The organism is Labilibaculum sp. (genome assembly GCF_963664555.1).
In the GTDB taxonomy this organism is placed as follows: domain Bacteria; phylum Bacteroidota; class Bacteroidia; order Bacteroidales; family Marinifilaceae; genus Labilibaculum.
On record NZ_OY761461.1, the window covers coordinates 4,397,922 to 4,420,131 of the forward strand.

At 35.8% G+C, this 22,210-nt stretch carries 19 protein-coding genes; 3 read left to right on the plus strand and 16 right to left on the minus strand.

The genetic code is table 11. The features are described from left to right. Position 1 precedes the first annotated feature (1 nt). From ACKU4N_RS17310 to ACKU4N_RS17330, 5 genes are all read right to left on the minus strand, one after another. The gene (locus ACKU4N_RS17310) at positions 2 to 1,846 is read right to left on the minus strand and encodes a 2-oxoacid:acceptor oxidoreductase subunit alpha (protein WP_321318491.1); all 1,845 of its coding nucleotides are present in this window, start codon (positions 1,844 to 1,846) and stop codon (positions 2 to 4) included. Between the two features lie 385 nt (positions 1,847 to 2,231). Then, complete coding sequence (locus ACKU4N_RS17315) at positions 2,232 to 2,897, minus strand: lipid-binding protein (protein WP_321318493.1); 666 nt, start codon at positions 2,895 to 2,897, stop codon at positions 2,232 to 2,234. Between the two features lies 1 nt (position 2,898). Beyond that, the gene (locus ACKU4N_RS17320) at positions 2,899 to 3,597 is read right to left on the minus strand and encodes a BT_2262 family domain-containing protein (RefSeq protein WP_321318495.1); all 699 of its coding nucleotides are present in this window, start codon (positions 3,595 to 3,597) and stop codon (positions 2,899 to 2,901) included. 22 nt (positions 3,598 to 3,619) lie between these two features. Then, positions 3,620 to 5,140 carry a SusD/RagB family nutrient-binding outer membrane lipoprotein gene (locus tag ACKU4N_RS17325; RefSeq protein ID WP_321318496.1) on the minus strand — a complete coding sequence of 507 codons (1,521 nt, stop codon included), beginning with the start codon at positions 5,138 to 5,140 and terminating at the stop codon, positions 3,620 to 3,622. Between the two features lie 12 nt (positions 5,141 to 5,152). After that, positions 5,153 to 8,323, minus strand: coding sequence for a SusC/RagA family TonB-linked outer membrane protein (locus ACKU4N_RS17330; protein WP_321318498.1), 3,171 nt, complete (start codon positions 8,321 to 8,323; stop codon positions 5,153 to 5,155). Between the two features lie 448 nt (positions 8,324 to 8,771). On the opposite strand from ACKU4N_RS17330, the gene ACKU4N_RS17335 reads away from it, so the two are divergent. Continuing rightward, on the plus strand, positions 8,772 to 9,308 hold the full coding sequence (locus ACKU4N_RS17335; protein ID WP_321318500.1) for a gamma carbonic anhydrase family protein: 537 nt from the start codon (positions 8,772 to 8,774) through the stop codon (positions 9,306 to 9,308). Positions 9,309 to 9,387: 79 nt separating this feature from the next. Here the strand turns inward: ACKU4N_RS17335 and murI are convergent, their stop codons facing one another. The 8 genes from murI to ACKU4N_RS17375 all read right to left on the minus strand — a co-directional run bounded on the left by murI (position 9,388) and on the right by ACKU4N_RS17375 (position 17,358). Beyond that, on the minus strand, positions 9,388 to 10,215 hold the full coding sequence (murI, locus tag ACKU4N_RS17340; protein WP_321318501.1) for a glutamate racemase: 828 nt from the start codon (positions 10,213 to 10,215) through the stop codon (positions 9,388 to 9,390). Between the two features lie 64 nt (positions 10,216 to 10,279). Continuing rightward, complete coding sequence (locus tag ACKU4N_RS17345) at positions 10,280 to 10,795, minus strand: OmpH/Skp family outer membrane protein (protein ID WP_101308243.1); 516 nt, start codon at positions 10,793 to 10,795, stop codon at positions 10,280 to 10,282. 30 nt (positions 10,796 to 10,825) lie between these two features. Then, the gene (locus ACKU4N_RS17350; protein WP_321318505.1) at positions 10,826 to 11,347 is read right to left on the minus strand and encodes an OmpH/Skp family outer membrane protein; all 522 of its coding nucleotides are present in this window, start codon (positions 11,345 to 11,347) and stop codon (positions 10,826 to 10,828) included. Positions 11,348 to 11,423: 76 nt separating this feature from the next. Beyond that, entirely contained in the window at positions 11,424 to 13,946 is a 2,523-nt protein-coding gene (bamA, locus tag ACKU4N_RS17355; protein ID WP_321318508.1) for an outer membrane protein assembly factor BamA, read from the minus strand. A 24-nt stretch (positions 13,947 to 13,970) separates the two neighbouring features. Next, positions 13,971 to 14,717, minus strand: a complete 747-nt coding sequence (locus ACKU4N_RS17360) for an undecaprenyl pyrophosphate synthase (protein WP_321318510.1) — start codon at positions 14,715 to 14,717, stop codon at positions 13,971 to 13,973. Positions 14,718 to 14,720: 3 nt separating this feature from the next. Beyond that, on the minus strand, positions 14,721 to 15,386 hold the full coding sequence (locus ACKU4N_RS17365) for a type IX secretion system protein PorG (RefSeq protein WP_321318512.1): 666 nt from the start codon (positions 15,384 to 15,386) through the stop codon (positions 14,721 to 14,723). 211 nt (positions 15,387 to 15,597) lie between these two features. Continuing rightward, positions 15,598 to 16,482, minus strand: coding sequence for an NAD kinase (locus ACKU4N_RS17370; protein ID WP_321318514.1), 885 nt, complete (start codon positions 16,480 to 16,482; stop codon positions 15,598 to 15,600). Between the two features lie 210 nt (positions 16,483 to 16,692). Next, positions 16,693 to 17,358 (minus strand): CBS domain-containing protein, encoded by a 666-nt coding sequence (locus ACKU4N_RS17375; RefSeq protein ID WP_321318516.1) that lies wholly within the window; start codon positions 17,356 to 17,358, stop codon positions 16,693 to 16,695. Positions 17,359 to 17,472: 114 nt separating this feature from the next. On the opposite strand from ACKU4N_RS17375, the gene ACKU4N_RS17380 reads away from it, so the two are divergent. Together ACKU4N_RS17380 and ACKU4N_RS17385 are read left to right on the plus strand one after the other, a co-directional pair. Continuing rightward, complete coding sequence (locus tag ACKU4N_RS17380) at positions 17,473 to 18,186, plus strand: pyridoxine 5'-phosphate synthase (RefSeq protein WP_321318518.1); 714 nt, start codon at positions 17,473 to 17,475, stop codon at positions 18,184 to 18,186. 140 nt (positions 18,187 to 18,326) lie between these two features. Next, complete coding sequence (locus ACKU4N_RS17385) at positions 18,327 to 19,136, plus strand: alpha/beta fold hydrolase (protein ID WP_321318520.1); 810 nt, start codon at positions 18,327 to 18,329, stop codon at positions 19,134 to 19,136. Positions 19,137 to 19,549: 413 nt separating this feature from the next. Here the strand turns inward: ACKU4N_RS17385 and ACKU4N_RS17390 are convergent, their stop codons facing one another. The 3 genes from ACKU4N_RS17390 to udk all read right to left on the minus strand — a co-directional run bounded on the left by ACKU4N_RS17390 (position 19,550) and on the right by udk (position 22,206). Beyond that, positions 19,550 to 20,656: a hypothetical protein gene (locus tag ACKU4N_RS17390; RefSeq protein WP_321318523.1), complete on the minus strand. Its 1,107-nt coding sequence runs from the start codon at positions 20,654 to 20,656 to the stop codon at positions 19,550 to 19,552. 107 nt (positions 20,657 to 20,763) lie between these two features. Then, positions 20,764 to 21,486 carry a 3'-5' exonuclease gene (locus ACKU4N_RS17395; RefSeq protein ID WP_321318525.1) on the minus strand — a complete coding sequence of 241 codons (723 nt, stop codon included), beginning with the start codon at positions 21,484 to 21,486 and terminating at the stop codon, positions 20,764 to 20,766. Positions 21,487 to 21,588: 102 nt separating this feature from the next. Beyond that, on the minus strand, positions 21,589 to 22,206 hold the full coding sequence (gene udk, locus ACKU4N_RS17400; protein ID WP_321318528.1) for a uridine kinase: 618 nt from the start codon (positions 22,204 to 22,206) through the stop codon (positions 21,589 to 21,591). Positions 22,207 to 22,210 lie beyond the last annotated feature (4 nt).

The window sequence follows — 22,210 nt, forward strand, 5'->3', positions numbered from 1 at the left end:
ATTATTTCTCCTCCAATAATTGGTTAAACCTCTCTTTTAATTCCAACACAGTAAAAGGCAATCCTTGTAATTTATTATATTGATTGAATTTAACATCCTGGAAACCAGCCCTTAAATACTCGGCAAATTGCCCTTCATTCAACTCACAAACAATTACTTTTTTATGACGTTTTAAAACTTCTTTTGTATTCTTTGGCAACGGAAAAATATAATGAAAATGTGCCAAAGCGATGCTCTTTCCTTCAGCCTGAAGTTCACGAACTGCTGTAGTTAAGTGACCATATGTACCCCCCCAACCTACAACCAAAACTTCAGCGTCATCATTTCCCTTTACAGGAACATCAGGAATGAAATTAGCAACCCGTCTAATTCTTTCAGATCGGATATCTGTCATTACCTGATGATTTTCCGGTACATACGACACGGTACCCGTAATATCCATCTTTTCTAAACCTCCTATTCGATGTTCCAAACCTTTTGTGCCGGGAACAGCCCACTTTCTAGCCAGTTTCTCAGTATCTCTGGCATATGGTTGATAGTTATCTCCCTCCTTAGCAAATGGTACCTCTATAGGTGATAGATCGGCCATTTTAGGAATTCGCCAAGGTTCGGCTCCATTTGCAATAAAACCATCAGTAAGCAAGATAACAGGAGTCATATGCTCTAATGCAATTTTACCTGCGCTATAGGCGTATTCAAAACAATTTGAAGGTGTACTTGCAGCGATTACCGGCATTGGACATTCTCCACTACGTCCGTGAATTGCCTGCATTAAATCGGATTGCTCTGTTTTGGTTGGAAGACCTGTTGATGGTCCACCACGTTGAACATTCACAATTACCAGAGGTAGCTCCGTCATTACAGCCAAACCTGCAGCCTCTGTTTTAAGAGCCAAGCCCGGTCCTGATGTTGTTGTTACAGCAAAATTCCCTGCAAAACTTGCTCCAATTGATGTGCAGATTCCTGCAATCTCATCTTCTGCCTGAAACGTTTTTACACCAAGATCCTTACGTGCTGCCAGTTCCTGCAGAATTTCCGTTGCCGGCGTAATTGGATACGATCCACAAAACAATTCCAAACCAGCCTTTTCTGCAGCTGCAATTAATCCCCATGCTGTAGCTTTGTTTCCTGTAATATTACGGTAGGTTCCTTTCTTGATCTTAGCTGGTGCCACACTAAAATTATATGGCAACGCTTCAATGGTTCTTGCAAAATTATAACCGGCCCGCAACACCATCTTGTTGCCTTCAACAACTAATGGGTATTTTTTAAATTTATTCTCGATAAACTGCTCCGTATATACCAATGGACGATCGAACATCCAATAAACCATCCCCAAAGTAAACATGTTTTTACTTCGAAGGATACTTTTTTGATCCAATCCTGTATCCTTCAAACATTCTTTTGTCAGCGATGTTACCCTTGCTTTAATCAGATTGTAATCAGAAAGGTTCTCATCTTCTAATGGGTTGGAATCATAACCTGCTTTTTCAAGATTCTTATCCGTAAAACTATCCTCATTTACAATAATCGTTCCACTAGGTTTAACCCATTTTAAATTTGCTTTTAATGCTGCCGGATTCATTGCTACAAGCACATCAGCAAAATCTCCTGGAGTATTTACCTCCATCTGCCCGAAATGCAATTGAAAACCTGATACTCCACCTACTGTTCCCTGTGGAGCCCTGATCTCAGCTGGATAATCAGGAAAAGTAGCAACATCATTCCCAAACAATGCGGAAGTATCCGAAAATTGTGTTCCTGTTAGTTGCATCCCATCTCCGGAATCGCCGGAGAATCTTATAACAACTTCTTCCTTTTCAATGACTTTTGTCTTTTGACTCATGACTATTTTGAATTAAGCTTGAAATTAATTCCTTGTTTAGTTAGTTGTTTTTAATTTTCATTCTACATAACACGAAGCTAAAATCATGTTATATAGCATGGTAAAGGTAGCGTTTCCCAGTTTTTAGACAAGCAAAGATTAAAAAAAATACAGACTTTTTGCAAACGTTTGTGTCCTAAAAAGTTACAGATTGGTTACGCTTAAAAACAGCACTGATTAAGAGTTGATTAAGTCTTAATAAGGGGAAGAAAAGGAAGAGAAATGGAAAATTTATTGAATTTTAATCCATCTAACAAATAAAGAACCTATGCGGTGTTTAAATATGCAAAAAAGGTGTCTCAAATAAATGAGACACCCTTAATTATATTTAGAATGTGACTATCTACTAATAATCATCTTCAGTGAAACCAGTATAACGGTGTCCTGAAATAATATAAGACTCATCTGCAGTAGCATCATAAGCTACAGCATCAAGAACCCATTTGAATTCTTCTTTGTCTGGATTAGATCTGTACTCTACAGGAACCTCTTCACTTTTAAAAGTAACATTTCCGCTATACAATACAATACTAACATACAAACTGTCAGTGATATTCTTACCAAGTGTAGTGGCACCATTCTTAATAATCTTTCCCTCAACAATTGCGGCTCTAATATAGTCTCGTGCTACAACTGTAGTTTCGCCAAGAGCAGTAGGTTTTGGTTCCGGAACTACAATTGCCTTTTCATTATTAGTTAAATCTGCAAAAGCAATAGATTTAGATTTGAAACTACCAGCATCACCATCGAAAAAGAATTTACTTCTTAATTCAAAAACTTTATCATGATCGTCAATCCAAAGTTCGTTGGCTACATCAGCGGATGTGTTGTAAAATTCCAATTTTTGCTCGTTGTCGTAATCAGCAACAAGAGTACCATCTGGTTCTGATACTTGATAAAGGTAGCTTCCGGAATAATCCAATACTGCACTATCCCAATTGTCAAGCTCTGTATCATCACAAGCAGTCAATCCAATAAAACCCACTGCGAGTATATATAATAATTTCTTCATACTATTCCTCCTCAATTTTCATATTTACATAAAAAACCATATTAGCATATCCAGCTTCCCAATAAATCGTATTATCAGCAGGTGTATATACAGCATTATTCAAAAAATCTAATGAATCACCCCATCCTAAGACCAAACTAGAAAGTACAGCTATTGAATTATCGGCTTTCAACTGAATATAACCAGCCGCAGCATATCTATTACCATAACCAACATAGTCAGAATAATATCCCCCAATTAAATTAGAAACACTAAAAAATCCAGGTGCAATTTGTTCAATTACAACTTCAGTTCCACTATAATCTGTTCGAGCGCCACCACGAATTCTATGAGTACCATCCAAAGTTGTATATGTTCCAGAAATATCAGTAGTTATCGACTTATCAGAAACAATAATTTGACGCTCAAGCTGAATACTTTCTCCATTAGGAATTGTATAGGTGTACGTAGCTTTATACAATCCAACTGTATTAACATCAATAGTTCCTTCTACTACAACTTGATCGGTTACATCAGCTCCATCATAAGTTGCCTTATATCCAGGATCAGTATAAGCATCACCTAACTGAATTATTAAATTCGATCCCTCTGCTAAATCAAGGCTATACTCTACCGATATATCCTCAGTATCAGCTTCATCACAAGCTGTAAAAAAGCATAGCGACGAAATTATAGCCAAAAACATTATATATTTTCTCATGTCTTTTTTAATTTACTTAAAATTATAATCCAGATTTCTGATTCCACCAAACTTTCTCTAAAAGATCTACCTTTTGAGCAGGTGCATTTTCATTACGAGTCATTACTTCTTCAGGATAAATAGGAGAAGCAGGCAATTTTGCGTTTGTTTTACCTCTACCTTCAACAGCAATTGTTAAATCTCCAAGAGGGAAATTAGTATTAGCGAAAGCACGATCTTTACGAATATCGATAGTGTTAACTGCTGGATACTTGGTTCTATTTCTTTCCAGAAATGATTCAATATGCTGATAATTGGCATTCGCTACCCATTTTTGCATGGCAATTTGCTTAATGCCCTCTTCTACAGTACCATCTACCCAGGTTGCATAACCAGTGGTAATAATATCACTAGCTAAGCCACCATGCTGTGCTAAAGAAGCATTTACTGCTTTATCGTAATATATTTTAGCGTTAGGGTTGTTGCCTGCACGAGCATACGCCTCAGCAATGTAGAAATTAACTTCCCATATTGACATAATTACCAAATCTTGAGTTGCAGAAAATACAGCCTGACTGTAATCTTCATCTTCATCAAGAGTTCCATTACCATCAGAATCTTCTTTGGAGGCAAAATCTCCAAAAAATGCACCTAAATGATATCCGCCGGTCTTTTCGAAAAGAACGTCCAAACGCGGATCAGCATTTACTTCAAGATAATCCAAAAAGTTTTTAGACGCAATTACGTTTGAACTTAAGTACTTAGCTGAGCCTTCTTCAAACTCTCTCATAGGATGACGCTTACCTTCTTGTTTATCCGACCATGTAGAACCGCTGATTCCAGCATTATTCTTAATAAACTCAGATGATTCAATAAAAGAAACAACAGCAGCATTATTATATGCAGAAGTCTCAGAAAGACGCATCATCAATTTCAACTTCAATGAATTGGCAAAGAGTTTCCACTGGTCTAAATCACCGCCATAAATAAAGTCATAAGATGCAGGTAAGGTAGCTTCAGAAACATTCAAAGCTATTAATGCATCAACTCTTGCAAGTAAATCTGCATAAATATCACTTCCTTTATCAAATTTTGGTGATACAATTCCCTCATCTCCTTTTAGAGCTTCAAAATAAGGGATATCTCCCCAGACATCAGTCATGATTTGCCATGTGAAAATTGAAAGAGCTTCTGCGGCATAATATACACCCGTATTATTATTAGCCAACGAAATAGTCTTCATTCTTTTACAATCTTCAAGAACGCCTGCAGTTAAACCACTATATGCATTACCAAAATCAGTTTCCTTATATTCACACAGAAATTTGAATTGCGATGCACTATAAGCTTGTGTCCAGTATTCAGACCAAAAACCACCTGCAAATCCAAAATCCCAACCCATTAGTTGATTGGCCAAATTTAATTCCGCAGCAGGCAAAACTACCTTTGCTTCAGGAATATCGCGCAATTCATCTGGATCCTCATTTATATCTAAATAATTATCACAGCCCCAGCCAAATATTGACAGACAGGCAAGTGAAATAGCTATAATTTTATATTTCATAATTCTTTATTATTACAAAGTGAAAGTTAAACCAAAAGTATAAAATTCGTTACTTGGACCTGCTCCAAACTCACCAAATTTAGCTCCTATATCATTACCAAAAGTTGTTGTTTCAGGATCGATATAAACATTTTCATTTGGAGTCCACAATAGAATATTACTAGCACTTAATGACAAACTTAAAGAGTTGACATGCAATCTATTGCAGAAGTTTTTAGGTACCGAATAAGATAAATTTACATTTCTAAGCTTTAAATAAGAACGGTCAATTATCGCATCTTCATCTCCATCGAATCCACCACCATCACCATAGAATTTGTGTAACCCAGTAGGGTCGACAGGTGTAGTATTTTCAATCCATCCTCCTTGTCCGTCAGAAACAACAGAATTGGGTACTAAGAAAGTTTTTCTATCATTCAATACAGATTCAGGATTGGCACCCGTCCAATGCAAGTAATCCTTAGTATATGAATACATATATCCACCATAACTAAAATCTAAGGTTGCACCCAAACTAAATCCTTTATAAGTAAAGGTATTGGTTAAACCCATTCTAAAATCAGCGTCAACATCTTTTCCAATAAATTCGGTTTCAGCTGTAGCTTGTGGATTACCACTACCATCAACAACAGTGTGCATCACGCCGTCAATTTCAACCTTTTTAACTGAAGCAATTTTGAACTGTCCCATAGATTTTCCTTCTACGGCAACAATCGATGCTCCGCCAAAACCATCAAGATACACCTCATCAACATCCAGAGATTCAATAGTGTTTTTATTAACCGAAACATTATATGCAATATCCCATGCAAAATTTTCTGTCTTAACAGGTGTTAGATTTACAGCGACTTCAAAACCTTCATTACGAACATCACCTAAATTTGCAACCTGACTAGTATAACCTGATGACGGATCTTTAGGCAGACTTGCAATCAATCCTTCTGTTAATCGGTTATAATAAGACACATCGAAACCAAAACGGTTATTGAAGAATTGAGCCTCGAAACCAAGCTCAAATTCCTTTGTTAACTCATTTTTCAAATCAGGATTTCCTAAACGGTTTGAAGCTGAATATGAATTAACTCCTCCAATAGGGAAAGACAAATCATCAATATTTGGATAACCTGGATTATCAGAAGTAGCTGATACATAACGATCATAAACTGAATAAGCATCAGCATCATTACCAGTCATACCATAGGCAGCTCTAACTTTTGCAAAACTAAGAATACCAGTATCGATATCATTGTATTTTAAGAAATCAGTAATTAAGAAACTTCCCGTAACACCTGGGTAAAAATAATCATTTTGTTCAAGCGGTAAAGTTGATGACCAATCATTACGCGCAGTTAAAGTCAGATATGCATAGTTTCTGTAACTAAAGTCAACATTAGCATAAACACCAATTAAACGACGTTTTGAATGTGAATGACCTGAAACAGAAGGTGAAAAACTATTTTTTAAATTATAAAATCCCGGAATATCGATAGAATTAATACTACCATATAGGTAAGTCATACTTCTTTCGTTAACATTCATACCAGCAATAGCATTTAACGTAAAATCTTCGCTGATATTTTTCTTGTAACTCATCATCACATCGTGATTAACCTGAGTTCTTTCAGTTCTTGTTTCAGTGAATTTACCCGCGTTGGCCGGACCTGACTCATTAGGTGAACCTGGAGTGAAATCGATAATAGCAGTATGAGTTTCGCCTAAAGCAACTTCATAATCACCACCAAAACGGTAACTCAATCGCAAATCATCAGTGAAATCATAATCCAATTGAAGCTTACCGAAAAGTTTTTTCTTATTTTGCTCGGCACCATCCTCATTCAATACATAATAAGGATTCACACCATAAGGCGTAAAATAGTTATCCAGATTATTGAATTTATTATTATAATCCTTCATATCAACGATAGAGATATCATTGGCACTTTCATAAAGAGATCTAAATACAGAAGTACCTTGTCCTGATGCTACAGCTTTTGTTTTCTCTGTACTAAAATTAACATTAGTACTAACAGTCAATTTTCCAGCTGTATGAGAACCTTTAGTTGCGATCGTATATCTATTGTAAGAATCATTATTGGTTGGGATTACCCCATCAACAGAGTTTTGAGACAAAGATAAAAGGAAATTTGTGGTCGCATTACCACCACTCAAAGAAACTGAGTTTTTAAGATTCTTACCAACTTCGTAAAAATCACGGGTTCTATTTTCTAAAAACACATAAGGTTTAACTTGTAGACTATTGTCAACATTATTTCCCCAAACTCTGTTTTTACCATCGTAAGCAGGACCCCAGTTACCATTCTCATCCAGAGCTCTTTCTCCACTCCAACCTTGACCAAATTGTTTTTGAACTTCTGGAAGTCGACCGACTCTAGAAAAAGTAGTTGAACCACTATATGAAACACGCATCTTACCATCAGTATTTTTACCAGATTTAGTAGTAATCATGATAACACCATTAGCCGCACGAGAACCATATAGTGCTGTTGCTGCAGCACCTTTTAATACTGTCATGTCTTCAATATCATCCGCATTTATAGCATTGATACCAGAACCGAAGTCAACCTGTGCATTCAAAGCACTTCCAGATTGGTTCTGTACATTAGTAATAGGTACGCCGTCAACAATATAAAGTGGTTGGTTATTTCCAAAAGAGGACGCACCACGTATCATTACATTTTGAGTAGCACCTGGCCCTGGAGCTGTTGCAATATCAACACCAGCAACTTTACCTTGCAAAGCATTCATTGGATTCACAACTTGAGATTTCCCAATCTCATCGCCACCTATAGATGTAGCAGCGTATCCAAGAGCTTTTTTCTCACGAGTTACTCCCATTGCTGTTACAACTACCTCATCCATACCAATAGATTCAGTCTCCATAACAACATTAATTGTAGAAGAGGTTATTTCACGTTCCTGCATAGTCATTCCAACAAAAGAAAAGACCAAAATCTTTCCATCAGCAGGAACATTTAAGGAGTAATTACCATCGAAATCTGTAGTGGTACCGATGGTTGTACCTTTAACAATTACGGAAACTCCCGGGATAGACAGCCCATCATCGGCTGAAGTAACCACCCCTGAAACTTCTCGACTTTGAGCTAGAACGCTCTGTAATCCTATAACGAATAGGATTAACATCGAAAACAAACTTTTTTTCATAAACCTTTAGTTAGTGGTTAATTAACATTAATACACATTTATATATAAATTCATTCATCCCATAAAAATTGAGATGAAAGCAATAAAATGCACCCTTTAGAATTGTTTTCAGAAAGAAAATTTAGTTGTATCACTAAAAAAACCTCTTCCCAAACCGCAGATTTCAAAATACCCCTATTTATATCTGCGTCATCAAAAGTGTGAAAAAAACTTAAATTTTCAAACCTTTTTTATCGTAAACCTTTTAAATTAAAGTTGAAACAAACATCCAAACTAATAAATTACCGACATTCAATACAATTTACTTACAATTTAACGCTGAGCTATCACTCTCATTTTCAATTTCATTCACGTTAACGTTTGCATAACTTTTTTTATAACATATTTAGAAAAGATATTCAAATTATTTTTTTAATTATCTTTGTATTTATAATCAAACCAAATAAGAATGGCATTTATTAGAAAATTAAATGGAAATACTCCGGTATTTGGAGACAATTGCTTTTTAGCAGAAACCGCCGCCATTATTGGTGATGTTGAGATGGGAAATGATTGCAGTATCTGGTACAGTGCCGTTTTACGTGGAGATGTTCATTCTATTCGTCTTGGAAACAACGTGAATGTTCAAGATAATGCGACCATACACGCAACTTATAAAAAATCACCAACCACAATTGGGAATAACGTATCTATCGCCCACAATGCAGTGGTGCATGGTTGCACAATTAAAGATAACGTGCTTATTGGCATGGCCGCTGTAGTTCTTGATGATGCAATTATTGAAAGCAATGCGATTATTGCTGCTGGTTCCGTTGTAACAAAAGGAACTCATGTAGAATCTGGAAGTGTATATGCGGGTTCTCCGGCAAAAAAAATAAAGGAACTAAGTCCGGAATTATTAGAAGGCGAAATAAATCGTATTGCCAACAGCTATGCGATGTATGCAAGCTGGTACAAAGAAGATGAAGAAAGCATCAAAAAGTAATTCAGCTTAAAACAAAAACAGAGCCTTTCAATTTTATATTGAAAGGCTCTGTTTTGTTATACTAAAGCTCTTGTAACAGTTAATAGCTGATATGCTGAGCCTTTAAAGTAATATTAAGAAATCGACCCGCCTTTTCCTCAAAACTATCTACAAATTCTGTTGTAAAGAATTCACAAATTGAATTTTTACTACATCTCACATCCATTTCCGGATGCCTAAAAAGGTAATCTTTTAAACTTCGGGCAACAATCTCTCCCTGAGAAACCAACTGTATATGATCAGGAAGCATTTTCTGAATCTCTGATTTCATCAAAGGATAATGAGTACAACCTAATATTATCGAATCGATAAGAGGGTCTTTAGCCAATAAACTATCAATGTTCTTTTTGATGAAATACCTGCCTCCAGCCGTTTCAATCTCATTATTTTCAACCAAGGGAACCCACATTGGACAAGCCTCCTGAACAACAACAACATCCGGGAACAATTTAGCAATCTCCATTGGATAAGAATTGGAACGAATTGTGCCTACGGTTCCCATTACACCAATATGTTTGGACTTGGTTATTTTAGAAACCTCTTCAACACTAGGACGAATAACCCCTAAAACCCTTCTGTTGGAATTTATTTTAGGCAAATCGCGTTGCTGTATGGTACGAAGTGCTTTAGCCGAAGCGGTATTACATGCAAGTATAACCAACTCACAGCCCATTGAAAAAAGTTGTTCAACCGCCTCTAAAGTATAGTCATATACAACATCAAATGAACGGGTACCATACGGACTTCTGGCATTATCTCCCAGATAAATAAAATCATATTCAGGTAAGCTCTTAAGCAGTTCATTTAATACGGTTAAACCTCCATATCCTGAATCGAAAACACCAATGGGCTGACTATTTTTTATCATTCTGGTAAAAATAAGAAAAGGTGGTATTAAAAATACCACCTTTTCACAATATCCTGAAAAATATTTACAGTATTCCTAATTTTGTTTTTACCAATGGCATAATATCAACACTGTTATTTGAGTTGAACAAGATAACACCAGTACTAATATCAAAAACATAAATGAATCCATTCTCAGCACCCACAGCCTTTATTGCAGCTGAAGCTTTATCGAAAATTGGCTTTAATAATTCATTTTGCTTTTTTTGAAGTTCTTGCTGAGCAAATCCATCAAATGTCTGCATACGATTTTGCAAATCCTGGATTTCTTTCTCTTTATTTGCTCTAACAGCCTCTGAAAGAGTTTCTCTTTTTTCTACATAAGCATTTACCAAAGTTTGATACTCTTCTCTCATGGCTTTAATTTGAGCATCATACTCTGCTGCCGCAGCTTGAATTTGTTTTTGTGCCTGCTCTTTTTCAGGCATAATCGACAGTAATTTATTCGAGTCGATATGGCCAAATTTTAAGGTTTGCGCAAATGTACTTGAACCTGCAGATAGGATAATGGCTAATAAAGTTACTTTTAAAAAATGTCTCATAATATCACTCAGTTAGTTTTTATTTTAATTTTAATTAGTTCGAATACCTAACTTATACAGCACCTTATCACTTAAATCAAACTTTTGGTTACTGTATATAATTGTTGGCCCGTTAGCACGGTCAATAATCATACCATAAGTTCCGTCTTTTGCAATTTCTTTTATTGCTTCATAAATATCATCCTGAATTGGCTTTATTAATTCCTGACGTTTTTTATAAAGATCTCCGTTTATTCCAAAATACTTTTGTTGGAGCTTTTGAGCAGAAATTTCCATACTAAAAATCTCTTTTTCCCTTTTCTCTCTCATTTCTGAAGATAAGAACACCTCATCAGCCCTAAACTTTGCTTGTAAATCTTTTATTTCAGAAGCTATTTTCTCAATTTCTATTTGCCAATTACTTGAAATCTGATCAAGTTGTTCCTGAGCATTTTTATAATCCGGCATTTTATCGAGAATATATTCTGTATCAACGAATCCGTAACGTTGTTGAGAATACAAATTCCCTATCAATACACATACACATCCAATTATTAATACTAAACGCTTCATTTGATTCTTAATTTAGAATTAAAGTCTAAAATAACTTAAATTATAATAGCGCCAAAGACCAGTTACATAAAATATGTTAAAATTGTTGACCAATTACAAAATGGAATTGACCACCGTTTTGTCCTGTCTGATTCGCTTCATCAAAACCGTATCCATAATCAATTCCTAATAATCCAAACATAGGAAGGAATATTCTAAGGCCAACACCAGCAGAACGCTTCAAATTGAATGGTTGAAAATCTTCAAAATCATACCATGCGTTTCCAGCTTCAGCAAATGCCAAGGCATAAATGGTTGCAGACTGACTTAAAGATAATGGGTACCGAACCTCTGCAGTAAATTTAGAATAAATATTTCCACCCAATCGTCTGCCGGTTGCACTTACGGGAGTTAAAGATCCATTCTCATATCCTCTTAATCCAATGTTGTCACTACCGTACATACTGTATCCGGACATACCATCACCACCAACTTCAAATCCTTCAAAAGGTGATCTTTTATCTTTATTATAATACCCCAAATATCCAAACTCTGTGCCGGTATACAAAACCAATTTATCTGTACTATTCAACAACGAAGAATACATTTTCCCTTTAAATACCCATTTGTGATATTCAATCCATTTGTATCTTTCCTGATCGCTGGTATTGCCACTCCCATAATTTACATTATCGAAAAATGAAAATGGCGGTGTCAATTTAACGCTTAAAGAAAATGAAGAACCTCTTCTGGTATATAACGGATTATCGATAGAACTCCTTGATAGAGTAGTTGTAAAACTGAAATTATTGGATGTTCCGTCAGAGATTAAATAATATTGCCAATCCTTTAATCTATAGTTTTGATAGCTAACTTCATTATACAAAGAGAAATAATTATCAGGCCACTTTAAACGACGTGCCAAACCTACACTTGCTCCAAATACCTTCTGACTTTGATCAGAATTGCCACCCATTCCACCATAACTATAGTTTCTGCTATAAGAACGACTATATCCGGTTTGCTGAGAATAATAAATTGAAGTGCTTAATGAAGTTGGTTTTTTACCACCTAACCAAGGCTCCGTAAATGACATACTATAAGAATTGTAGTATGAACCATTTGTCTGAGCGCGTATACTCAATGTTTGTCCGTCTCCTGTAGGCAGAGGACTCCAGGCTTCTTTATTGAAAATATTTCTGATTGAAAAATTAGAAAACTTCAAACCAACAGTACCAATAATCATTCCAGCTCCCCATCCTCCGGAAAGTTCAATCTGGTCATTCGCTTTTTCCTCTAACTTGTAATTAATATCAACAGTTCCACTTTCTGGGTGAGGTTTTACATCCGGACTTATTGCCTCCGGATCAAAGTGACCTAACTGAGCCAATTCCCGGACACTTCGGATAATATCCGACTTACTAAACAATTCGCCAGGATATGTATACAACTCCCGACGAGCAACATGCTCATGAGTTTTTGTATTTCCAATAATATTTACTCTATCTATAGTTGCCTGCTTTCCTTCAACGATTCTCATCTCTAGATTAATCGAATCCTTTCCAATAACTGTCTCTACTGGATTCACGTTGAAGAACAAATATCCTTTGTCCAGATATTGATTACTAACAGCATCATCATCACTGGTTAATCTTTCATCAAGTAAAGTTTGATTGTAAACATCACCTTTTTTTATCTGCAAAACCCTTTGCAACCAGTAACCTGTATACACTGTGTTACCCACCCAGTCAATATTATTGAAGAAATACTGATTTCCTTCTTTTACTTTCACATGAATATTCACTCTATCCTCAGATACCTGTTCAATACTATCCGATAAAACAAGGGCATCACGATAACCTTTTTCGTTGTACTTCTCGATTAAAGTCAATTTATCTTCATTCCACTTTTCTTCAATATATTTTGAAGATTTCAAGAAATTTCTTAATGTTTTCTCTTTTGAATCCTTGATTGCTTTTTTCACCTTTTTATCGGTAAACGCTGTATTTCCCTCAACAAAAATATTCTTAATCTTAATTTTGTTGTTTCTATCAATATTAACATCAAGTATCACACTATTTTCCTCTGCTGAATCGTCCCTTTGAATAACAGAAACAATCGTATTGTAAAAGCCTTTTTCTTTAAAGTATCCTTCAACTATGGTTTTTGTGTTTGTAACCAGATAATCGGTAACCTGAGTTCCTTTCATCAGCTTTAATCTTTCTTTCAGCTTTGTTGTTTCACTTTTTGATGTTCCATTATAATTTACCAAAGACAATCGAGGGCGTTCCTGAAGTTGAATGTTAAGGTAAATTTTATTCCCTATTTCCTTAGTTGCTGTAATTTGAATGTCTGAGAAGAGACCTTGTTTATACAATTTATTAATTGCATTTGTCACCTTTTCACCAGGAACTTCAATCATAGAACCAACGCGAAGACCTGAAATTTGCACCAAAACATTATTTTCCAAATGTTTTACCCCTGTTACTGTAACGCCACCCAATTCATAACTTTTTGGAGAAGAATAATGAGTTACCGGATTGTAGATTGTATCGGTTTCCTGTGCTAATGCACTAAAACTTAAAAATAGAGTAAAAATGAAAGTTAATCTTTTAATCATTACTTGAATTATAATGGTTAATGCTTATTTATCTTTAATTTGTTCACTAATCTTACCAAACCGACGCTCTCTGTTCTGATAATCAAAAAGTGCTTTATAAAGCTCTTCTTTATTAAAATCAGGCCAGAATAATTCAGTAAAATACAATTCAGAATAAGCTATTTGCCATAAAAGAAAATTGCTGATTCTGCTTTCTCCACTCGTCCTTATCAAAAGTTCCGGATCAGGAATACCTTTTGTTGTAAGTTGATTGGAGAACAAGTCCGAATTAATTTCATCCAGAGATATCTCTCCATTTTGAACCAGACTTGCAATATTTTTAACTGCATTCACAATTTCCCATCTCGAGCTATAACTTAAGGCTAAAACCAAAGTCAAACCAGAATTCCCAGATGTATTGGAAATTGTTCCCTGTAATTTCTCCCTTACTTCAATTGGTAAACTTGCCAAATCGCCAATTGCCTGCAGGCGAACATTGTTCTTCATTAAAGTAGGAGTCTCATTTTCTATTGCTTCAACCAACAAGGACATTAATCCTAAAACCTCATCCTGAGGCCGGTTCCAATTCTCGGTAGAAAATGCATACAGGGTTAAATAAGAAATTCCAAGCTCACCGGCTGCTTCAACAGTTTGCCTTACTGCTTCAACGCCGTTCTGATGACCAACAATACGATGTTCTCCCCGCATTTTTGCCCATCTCCCATTCCCATCCATAATAATGGCAAGATGAGTAGGCAGCTTTTCCTTTACTATTTTATCTTTAAATGACATATTTTATTTTACAAAGCGATCGTATGAATGACATTCTTCATTATCGGGGAACAATTTATAACTTATTATTACTCCAAAAAAAGATGCCCAATCGTTATTGTGTACTAAACTACTTTTATTAAGATCATTTGGATCATCGAGATGATCCAGATCATCGGTAAAACTTTTTCTAAAACTCCATTCCAAAGCGGCCGTCCATCTGCCCGTTAAGTTCGTTTTCACACCAACTCCCATTGGAATTGTGAATGAAGAGCTTGTACTACTTGGAGCAATGTATCCAATCCCTCCGGTAAGGTAGGGAACCAGAGTCTGGCTCTTCGTTTTTTTAGGTGACCAAAAAGACTGAAAATTAAATTCTACCTGTAAGGATAGATCAACTAAATCTGTTTTGAATGATGCACCTCTTGCCTGTTGATATGAATTATTAAAATCCTTATCCTCTGCTTTTAAACCTGAAAACAGCATGCCTGCTCTTAAAGAGTACCTTGAATTAAAATTATATCGGTAAATTCCTCCCAAGGCAACTGAATTTGAATAAAACTGCTTTTGAGGATTAATATCACCCATATAATAGGAGACTCCTCCAAAGAAGCCCAACTCTGCTTTTGTCTGCGAAAAAGCTGAATTTCCAATCGCAAAAAACAGTATTCCTAATATCAGTTTATACATGAAATCAAGTTTGTGTTTTCCTTCTTGCAAATAAACAAAAGTTGATGCTTAAGCTCCTAAAAACGTTGGTTTGAAGAGGGTCTATTCCATCTTAATTTATTCACAAGCTACAAAAGTAACATATAATCTTAAAAAACCTTATCAATGAAAAAAAATAACGCCAACCCGTCGTTAAATTTTGTTAAAACAGAAAACCAAATAAAATTACTCTCTAATTACGTTTATCAGCACCCCACATGAGCTTATTTCTCAAGGTTCCGTAAAAGCTGTGAGTTTTTAGTTTTAAGACCTTAATCCGAAAATCGGCCCTCCTGATTTTAAGCTCGATTGATGATTCAAAAGTACAGGAGCGAGAATCAAGCGAAGCCAAATAACTATCACTTCGTCCTTCAACCCGAAGTGTTATTTCATGATGATTAGGTACAACAATCGGTCGAACGGTAAGATTGTGCGGAGAAATAGGTGAAATAATAAAATTTTGAGTGTTCGGAATTAATATAGGTCCACCAACACTTAACGAATATGCTGTTGATCCGGTTGGTGTCGCGATAATTAAACCATCTGCCCAATAAGAATTTAAATACTCATTATTCAGATAGGTGTGAATGGTAATCATCGAAGCTGAATCTGTTTTATGAACAGTAAATTCGTTTAAAGCATAATTAAATTCTTCAAACAAGCCATTCCGGGATGTTTCCAACCGCAGTAAGTTCCGCTCCTCAAAACTATAGTCTCCGGCTACAATATCGGCTAAAGCCTGAGGTATTTCATCCTGAGCAATATCGGCCATAAAACCTAGCCTACCACTATTAATACCAACCAATGGAATTCCCGAATCACGCACGAATGTCACTGCGTCCAAAAAAGTACCATCGCCGCCAATACTAAAGAAGAAATCCACTTCCTTGTCTAAATCCTTATTGCTATGAAAACAAGTCTGAACAGGAGGTTTAAAATTAATTTCCCTGATTAGAAAATCATAAAAAGGCTCATAAATTATTACTTCTATTTTATGCCTGACAAAAACATCAAACATCATAATAAAGCTTTCGGTAAAGCTTTCGTTAAATGATTTGCCAAAAAGTGCAATTTTCATACTTCACAAATTTGCGTTTTGTTTATTTGCCCGGGCAACAGAATCCTGAAAATTCTAAAACCTTTTTAAATCTACACATACTTAAAATACAATAAAACCTACATTTAGATTGATGGCATACCTAATTAAGTAATGTTTAGCACAAATATAGAGTAATCTGTTTAGTGGCAAGAATTCTATGCAGAAAAAGAAACCTAAAACTTAAGCTTTTTAGATATTTAGAAACCTCATGAACGAATTGTATCGATCCTCCATCATATCTTTCATATCATCTTCACGAACATAGGTCGTTTTTATGGTGTAATCGTAGCGCAAAAAAGTTTGTATTATCGAAGTAATATTTGTTCGGTTTATTTTAATTGTCAACTCAATTTTTCTTGAATCCGTGGATGAAGTAACATATAAACTGAGAATTTTAGCATCGTTACTCTCTACAATTCTTGATATTTCACTTAAAGAATAATCAACTGAATTAAGTTCCAACACGACTATTCCTCCAGGTTCACGAACGGAAAAAATTCTTTCAATGTATTGCATCAAATCGTTTAATGTTATAAGACCAACATAGGTTTTCTCATCTTCCAAAACTGGTATCACAGTCAATTTAAGCCTTGAAATAATCTCTATTACTTCGTAGATATGATGATTTTCGTTTACATAAGGACTAAACAAGGATAACTTTTGATCGCCAATAGGTTCTTCTGCTTTGTTTAAATCGTAAATATCATTGTCTGAAATTAAGCCCAGAAACTCATCGCCCTTAACTATTGGCAAATGAGAAACTCTGAAAATCTCCATCCAGTTAAGAGCTTGAATCCCGGTATCGGTTTCCCGTAATACCGGAACAACATCAGAAATTAAATCTTTTGCTATCATACATACCTGTTTTCTAGGAATTACTTTTAATTTTGCCTTAAGGGGAATTTAATTATACAAAGTAAGTTTGTATCTTTTTTTCACCTAATTATTCGTCCTATAAAGTTTTATAAAATGACCAGACTTAGTGTAAATATAAACAAAATTGCGACAATTAGAAATGCCCGCGGAGGGAATACTCCTAATGTTTGCAAGGTAGCTTTGGATTGTGAAAGATTTGGAGCTGAAGGCATTACAGTACATCCTCGTCCTGACGAAAGACATATCCGTTATCAGGATGTTAGGGATTTAAAATCTTTAGTTACAACCGAATTTAATATTGAAGGGTATCCAACCCGGGATTTTATTGATTTGGTTGTAAAAGCAAAACCGGCGCAGGTTACTCTTGTTCCTGATCCCCCAGAGGCATTAACTTCGAATGCTGGATGGGATACAGTTAAAAATCGTGATATATTAGTCGAAATTATAAAGGAATTTAAAGCTGCCGGCATCAGAACTTCCATTTTTGTTGACACAGACCTGGCTAATATTGAAGGTGCTGTTGCCACCGGAACAGATCGTATTGAACTATACACAGAACCGTATGCGACAAATTATCCTAAAAATAAAGAGGAAGCCATTCGTCCTTTTGTAATTGCAGCAAAAAGGGCTCACGAATTAGGCTTGGAAATTAATGCCGGACACGATTTGAGCTTGGAAAATCTTAAATATTTTAACGATAACATTCCAAATTTAACTGAGGTATCAATTGGGCATGCCCTTATTTCTGATTCATTGTACTATGGTTTGGAAAATACCATTCAGATGTATCTTAGGTGTTTGAAATAAATCGGAACTCATTACATATTTGCAAAGGGATGCTCTCAAGGCATCCTTTTCTATTTCTGAATCTGCTTAAAAAACTCAACTTAACCAATCGCCTTATTGATTTGGTTCTTATCTTTATTTCCGAAATAAATCTCAGGCAAATGAAACTCAATTACAAAAAACTTGGCAAAGGCCACCCTTTACTAATTCTTCATGGTCTTTACGGCGCATCGGATAATTGGCTGACTATTGCCAAAGAGCTATCGAATAACTTCACGGTTTACATTATTGATCAGAGAAACCACGGAGACTCTCCTCATACCAACTCACATACTTATCAGGATTTAAAAGAAGATCTTCTGGAATTTATGAACGATCACAAAATTGAAAAGGCCATTTTACTTGGGCATTCGATGGGCGGGAAAACGGTTATGTTCTTTGCTGCCGATCATCCCGAAAGAGTAAGCAGTCTGCTTGTTGTGGATATTGCTCCCAAAAACTACAGCAAAATTTCCGATTACGCCCCACAAACAATCGATCACTCCTGCATCGTTAAAGCAATGCTTAATTTGGATTTATCGCTTTACAAAAACAGAACCGAAATTGATGCAAAATTAACAGAAAGTATAACCAGTAAACGCGTCAGACAATTTCTTCTTAAAAATTTGAAAAGAGACGAGAACAAACAGTTTATCTGGAAACTAAATATTAAAACCATTAACGATTACTTATCTCAAATAATGGACGGTATTGATGGTGATCGTTTTGCAGAAGGCAAAGGAATCACAGCATTCCCTGTTCTATTTATCCGCGGCGAAAAATCGAATTACATAAGCGATAACGACCACAATTTAATACGAACGATATTTCCAAAAGCAGAAATAACAACCATTCCCAATGCCGGACATTGGGTGCATGCCGAACAGCCAAAACTACTGGTTAAAACTGTTGAATATTTTGCTTTGGATTAAAATGTGCTATTTCAGGAGAAGACACTCCCGTTCGTAAATTGACCATCTCTGTGCGCCGACTGAGGTCTTCCGTTTGGCACGGATGGACTTCCGTGCGCGTTGGAACCCTTTCCGTTCGGCAGTTTTGTGCTTCCGTGCGCAGGTTGAGATACTCCGTTCGGAGTGAATACCCTTCCGTTCGCGAACGGAACAAGTGAAAGTACGAACGGAACACTCGCCTTCACGTACGGAGAATTATTTCCAGGGAACAGAAAGAATCCGGAAGCGAAACAAATTGTGGGGACAGGCTACATTTGTTTGGGGACAGGCAGAGCATGCAAAACTATTGGTTATAACAGTGGAGTATTTTGTTTTGGATTCAATAAAAAACCCGAAACGAATTCGTCTCGGGGCTAAAATTTTCTTATTTCTTATTACCACTCACCACCAGCTTTTATAAACTGAGAACGAGCTTGAATATTAAAAGTGTAAATATCTCCTTGAAAAGGGTCAATACCATCTTCATACAAAAATGCAACGACCTTCACATAAAAATTATCTCCAAGAGATAAACCAAAATCACCTTTAGAATCTTCTTCAAGTGTCATTGATTGCAAAGCGTCAGCACTTGCCGGTTGCCAATTTGACGTAAATAATGGATTGTTCTCATCCTTTTCAGAATTTAACACCTGAACGTAGTAATATATATTACCAGCGTCAAGAGCTTTCCATTTCACCACCAATGACAATGCGCCACTTCCAGTTGTGTGTTCAGAATCCACTGACTGAAAACTTAAAGCTTCAATATCTTGATTATATATCTTCTCGTCTAACTTATACTCTTCACCCGAATTCATTGTCAGTACAAATTTGACAAGTTTTTCTCCAGGGAAATTTTCAAGATACTCATTTGCATCAACTTCGTTAATTCTCCAAACAGTTTCATCATTTGAATTTTGCGATTTAATTAAAGTAAAACTTTCATTTGAAGATATTTTTGCAACAGCACTTTTAATATTATCTCCCTTCACCTCAAAATCATATCGGTAACCACTAACAAAATCATCATTCTTTAAATAAACTTCCTTAACCACCGAAGCATCAGCAGTTACATCATTAAGTTCATTTATTTGAGTATAGAAATCTCTGTTTCCGATGGTACTTTTTAAGAATATATGATCTCTTGTTGATGACTTGTCAATTTTCCACTCCTGAGAATTAATTATGGTCTCGTCATCTATTACCAATGTATTATCATCCCCCAGACTCCAACTTCCTACCTTAACATCCCTGCGTCCACTAAATTCTTGCTTGTACAAATCACCACCACCATTAAATTTATACACTAGAACTACATCGTTTTTTGAATAACTATCATCAATAAACGTACTTGAGTACCAGTATTTATTGGTTAGGTCGGAAGATTTAAACTCGAAAACGTCCTCTTCTCCACCTCCACTACTGCTTCCACAGGAGGTTAAAAGTAGGCTTCCAGCAATCAATATCGCAAAGGACAATTTATTATAAAATGAAGTATTCATCAGATTTACTATCTTTTAGTTTTTAAAATATTTTTGAATAAAATTAGGATTTACATCCTGATATACAAACACGAAAAAAGCGAAACTATTGTACAATAGCAAGACATTTATAACAATACCCGCTCAAAATTGGTTTCCGGAATTAAATCCTCGCCCTGATAACGCAAAAACACCTGCGCTGTGGCCAGAATATCTTTCTCACAATATACAGCAATGCGTTCCAAATCATTATCCTGCCAATATACTTTACCCACCATCGATCCGTCAATATCATCTTTTGGTGTAGGGATACCGAAAATCTCACAAAGCAAAGCCAAAGAAGTGTAATGCTTGTAATCGCCGAATTTCCATAGCTCCATGGTATCTAAAAACTGTACTTCCCAAGGTTTTTTGCCTGCAATATCGAGTACCTCGGGTAATACAACACCGTTTATCAGCATTCTTCGGGCAATGTATGGAAAATCAAATTCCTTTCCGTTGTGAGCACACAGGTTGCGATTCGGTTTGCTGCAAAAACGATCCAACATCAAAGCAAATTCCTCTAACAATTGCTTTTCATTGTCGCCATAATATGATTTTGCAACAAATTTTGTTCCCCCATTCTTTTTTGTGACCAAGCCTGTTGAAATACAAACAATTTTACCAAACTCGGCATAAATACCAGCTCTTCCATATACATCCGATGGCGATTCTTCCTCTTTTCGAAAATATTCAGATTTTTTCTCCCACAGCTCCTGCAATTTGGGCGACAATTCCTCGAACGTTGCTTTTCCAGAAACGGTCTCAACATCTACAAAAAGTAAATTTTCAACTTTAATTTGATTCAGCATAACAAAAGACTTATCATAAATTAAAACGAAAAGTTATAAAAAAAGGAGACAGTAACAAAGTCTCCACTCTAATTTTCTTATCCAGAAACAAAAATGAACAACTTACTGATGTTCGATCAGGTTTTTCTGAATAAAATGGGTTAAAATATCTATAGCTACAATATTATTGCCTCCTTGCGGCACAATAATATCAGCATAACGCTTGCTTGGTTCTATAAATTGAAGGTGCATTGGTTTAACCGTTTTATCGTATCGATCCAATACCTTTTCAACCGACCTGCCCCGCTCTACAATATCTCTCTTAATTACCCGATTTAAACGATCATCGGCATCACAATCAACAAACACCTTTAAATCCATTAAATTTCTAAGAACTGGATCTGTTAAAATCAAAAGTCCTTCTACGATAACTACGCCTTTGGGCTCCACCCGAATCGTTTCATCCGATCGAAGACAAGTAAGGTAAGAGTATATTGGCTGCTCTATCGATAGGCCACTCTTTAATTTCTTGACATGATCAATTAATAATTCAAATTCGATTGACCTTGGATGATCAAAATTTATTTCCTGACGCTCTTCTAATGTAAGCTCTTCATTAGACCTGTAATATGAATCCTGCGGTAAAACGGCAACGTCCCCTTGATTTAATCTTTCAATTATTTTTCTAACCACTGTAGTTTTGCCAGAGCCTGTTCCTCCCGCAATTCCAATAATCAACATGTTG

What these genes read in the sequence shown, in the direction of transcription:
- udk (WP_321318528.1), bottom strand. Translation starts at nt 22,206, where the DNA reads ATGTTGATTATTGGAATTGCGGGAGGAACAGGCTCTGGCAAAACTACA.
- ACKU4N_RS17310 (WP_321318491.1), bottom strand. Translation starts at nt 1,846, where the DNA reads ATGAGTCAAAAGACAAAAGTCATTGAAAAGGAAGAAGTTGTTATAAGA.
- ACKU4N_RS17320 (WP_321318495.1), bottom strand. Translation starts at nt 3,597, where the DNA reads ATGAGAAAATATATAATGTTTTTGGCTATAATTTCGTCGCTATGCTTT.
- ACKU4N_RS17345 (WP_101308243.1), bottom strand. Translation starts at nt 10,795, where the DNA reads ATGAGACATTTTTTAAAAGTAACTTTATTAGCCATTATCCTATCTGCA.
- ACKU4N_RS17390 (WP_321318523.1), bottom strand. Translation starts at nt 20,656, where the DNA reads ATGAATACTTCATTTTATAATAAATTGTCCTTTGCGATATTGATTGCT.
- ACKU4N_RS17330 (WP_321318498.1), bottom strand. Translation starts at nt 8,323, where the DNA reads ATGAAAAAAAGTTTGTTTTCGATGTTAATCCTATTCGTTATAGGATTA.
- ACKU4N_RS17395 (WP_321318525.1), bottom strand. Translation starts at nt 21,486, where the DNA reads ATGCTGAATCAAATTAAAGTTGAAAATTTACTTTTTGTAGATGTTGAG.
- ACKU4N_RS17385 (WP_321318520.1), top strand. Translation starts at nt 18,327, where the DNA reads ATGAAACTCAATTACAAAAAACTTGGCAAAGGCCACCCTTTACTAATT.
- ACKU4N_RS17370 (WP_321318514.1), bottom strand. Translation starts at nt 16,482, where the DNA reads ATGAAAATTGCACTTTTTGGCAAATCATTTAACGAAAGCTTTACCGAA.
- ACKU4N_RS17325 (WP_321318496.1), bottom strand. Translation starts at nt 5,140, where the DNA reads ATGAAATATAAAATTATAGCTATTTCACTTGCCTGTCTGTCAATATTT.
- ACKU4N_RS17335 (WP_321318500.1), top strand. Translation starts at nt 8,772, where the DNA reads ATGGCATTTATTAGAAAATTAAATGGAAATACTCCGGTATTTGGAGAC.
- ACKU4N_RS17360 (WP_321318510.1), bottom strand. Translation starts at nt 14,717, where the DNA reads ATGTCATTTAAAGATAAAATAGTAAAGGAAAAGCTGCCTACTCATCTT.
- murI (WP_321318501.1), bottom strand. Translation starts at nt 10,215, where the DNA reads ATGATAAAAAATAGTCAGCCCATTGGTGTTTTCGATTCAGGATATGGA.
- bamA (WP_321318508.1), bottom strand. Translation starts at nt 13,946, where the DNA reads ATGATTAAAAGATTAACTTTCATTTTTACTCTATTTTTAAGTTTTAGT.
- ACKU4N_RS17375 (WP_321318516.1), bottom strand. Translation starts at nt 17,358, where the DNA reads ATGATAGCAAAAGATTTAATTTCTGATGTTGTTCCGGTATTACGGGAA.
- ACKU4N_RS17380 (WP_321318518.1), top strand. Translation starts at nt 17,473, where the DNA reads ATGACCAGACTTAGTGTAAATATAAACAAAATTGCGACAATTAGAAAT.
- ACKU4N_RS17365 (WP_321318512.1), bottom strand. Translation starts at nt 15,386, where the DNA reads ATGTATAAACTGATATTAGGAATACTGTTTTTTGCGATTGGAAATTCA.
- ACKU4N_RS17350 (WP_321318505.1), bottom strand. Translation starts at nt 11,347, where the DNA reads ATGAAGCGTTTAGTATTAATAATTGGATGTGTATGTGTATTGATAGGG.
- ACKU4N_RS17315 (WP_321318493.1), bottom strand. Translation starts at nt 2,897, where the DNA reads ATGAAGAAATTATTATATATACTCGCAGTGGGTTTTATTGGATTGACT.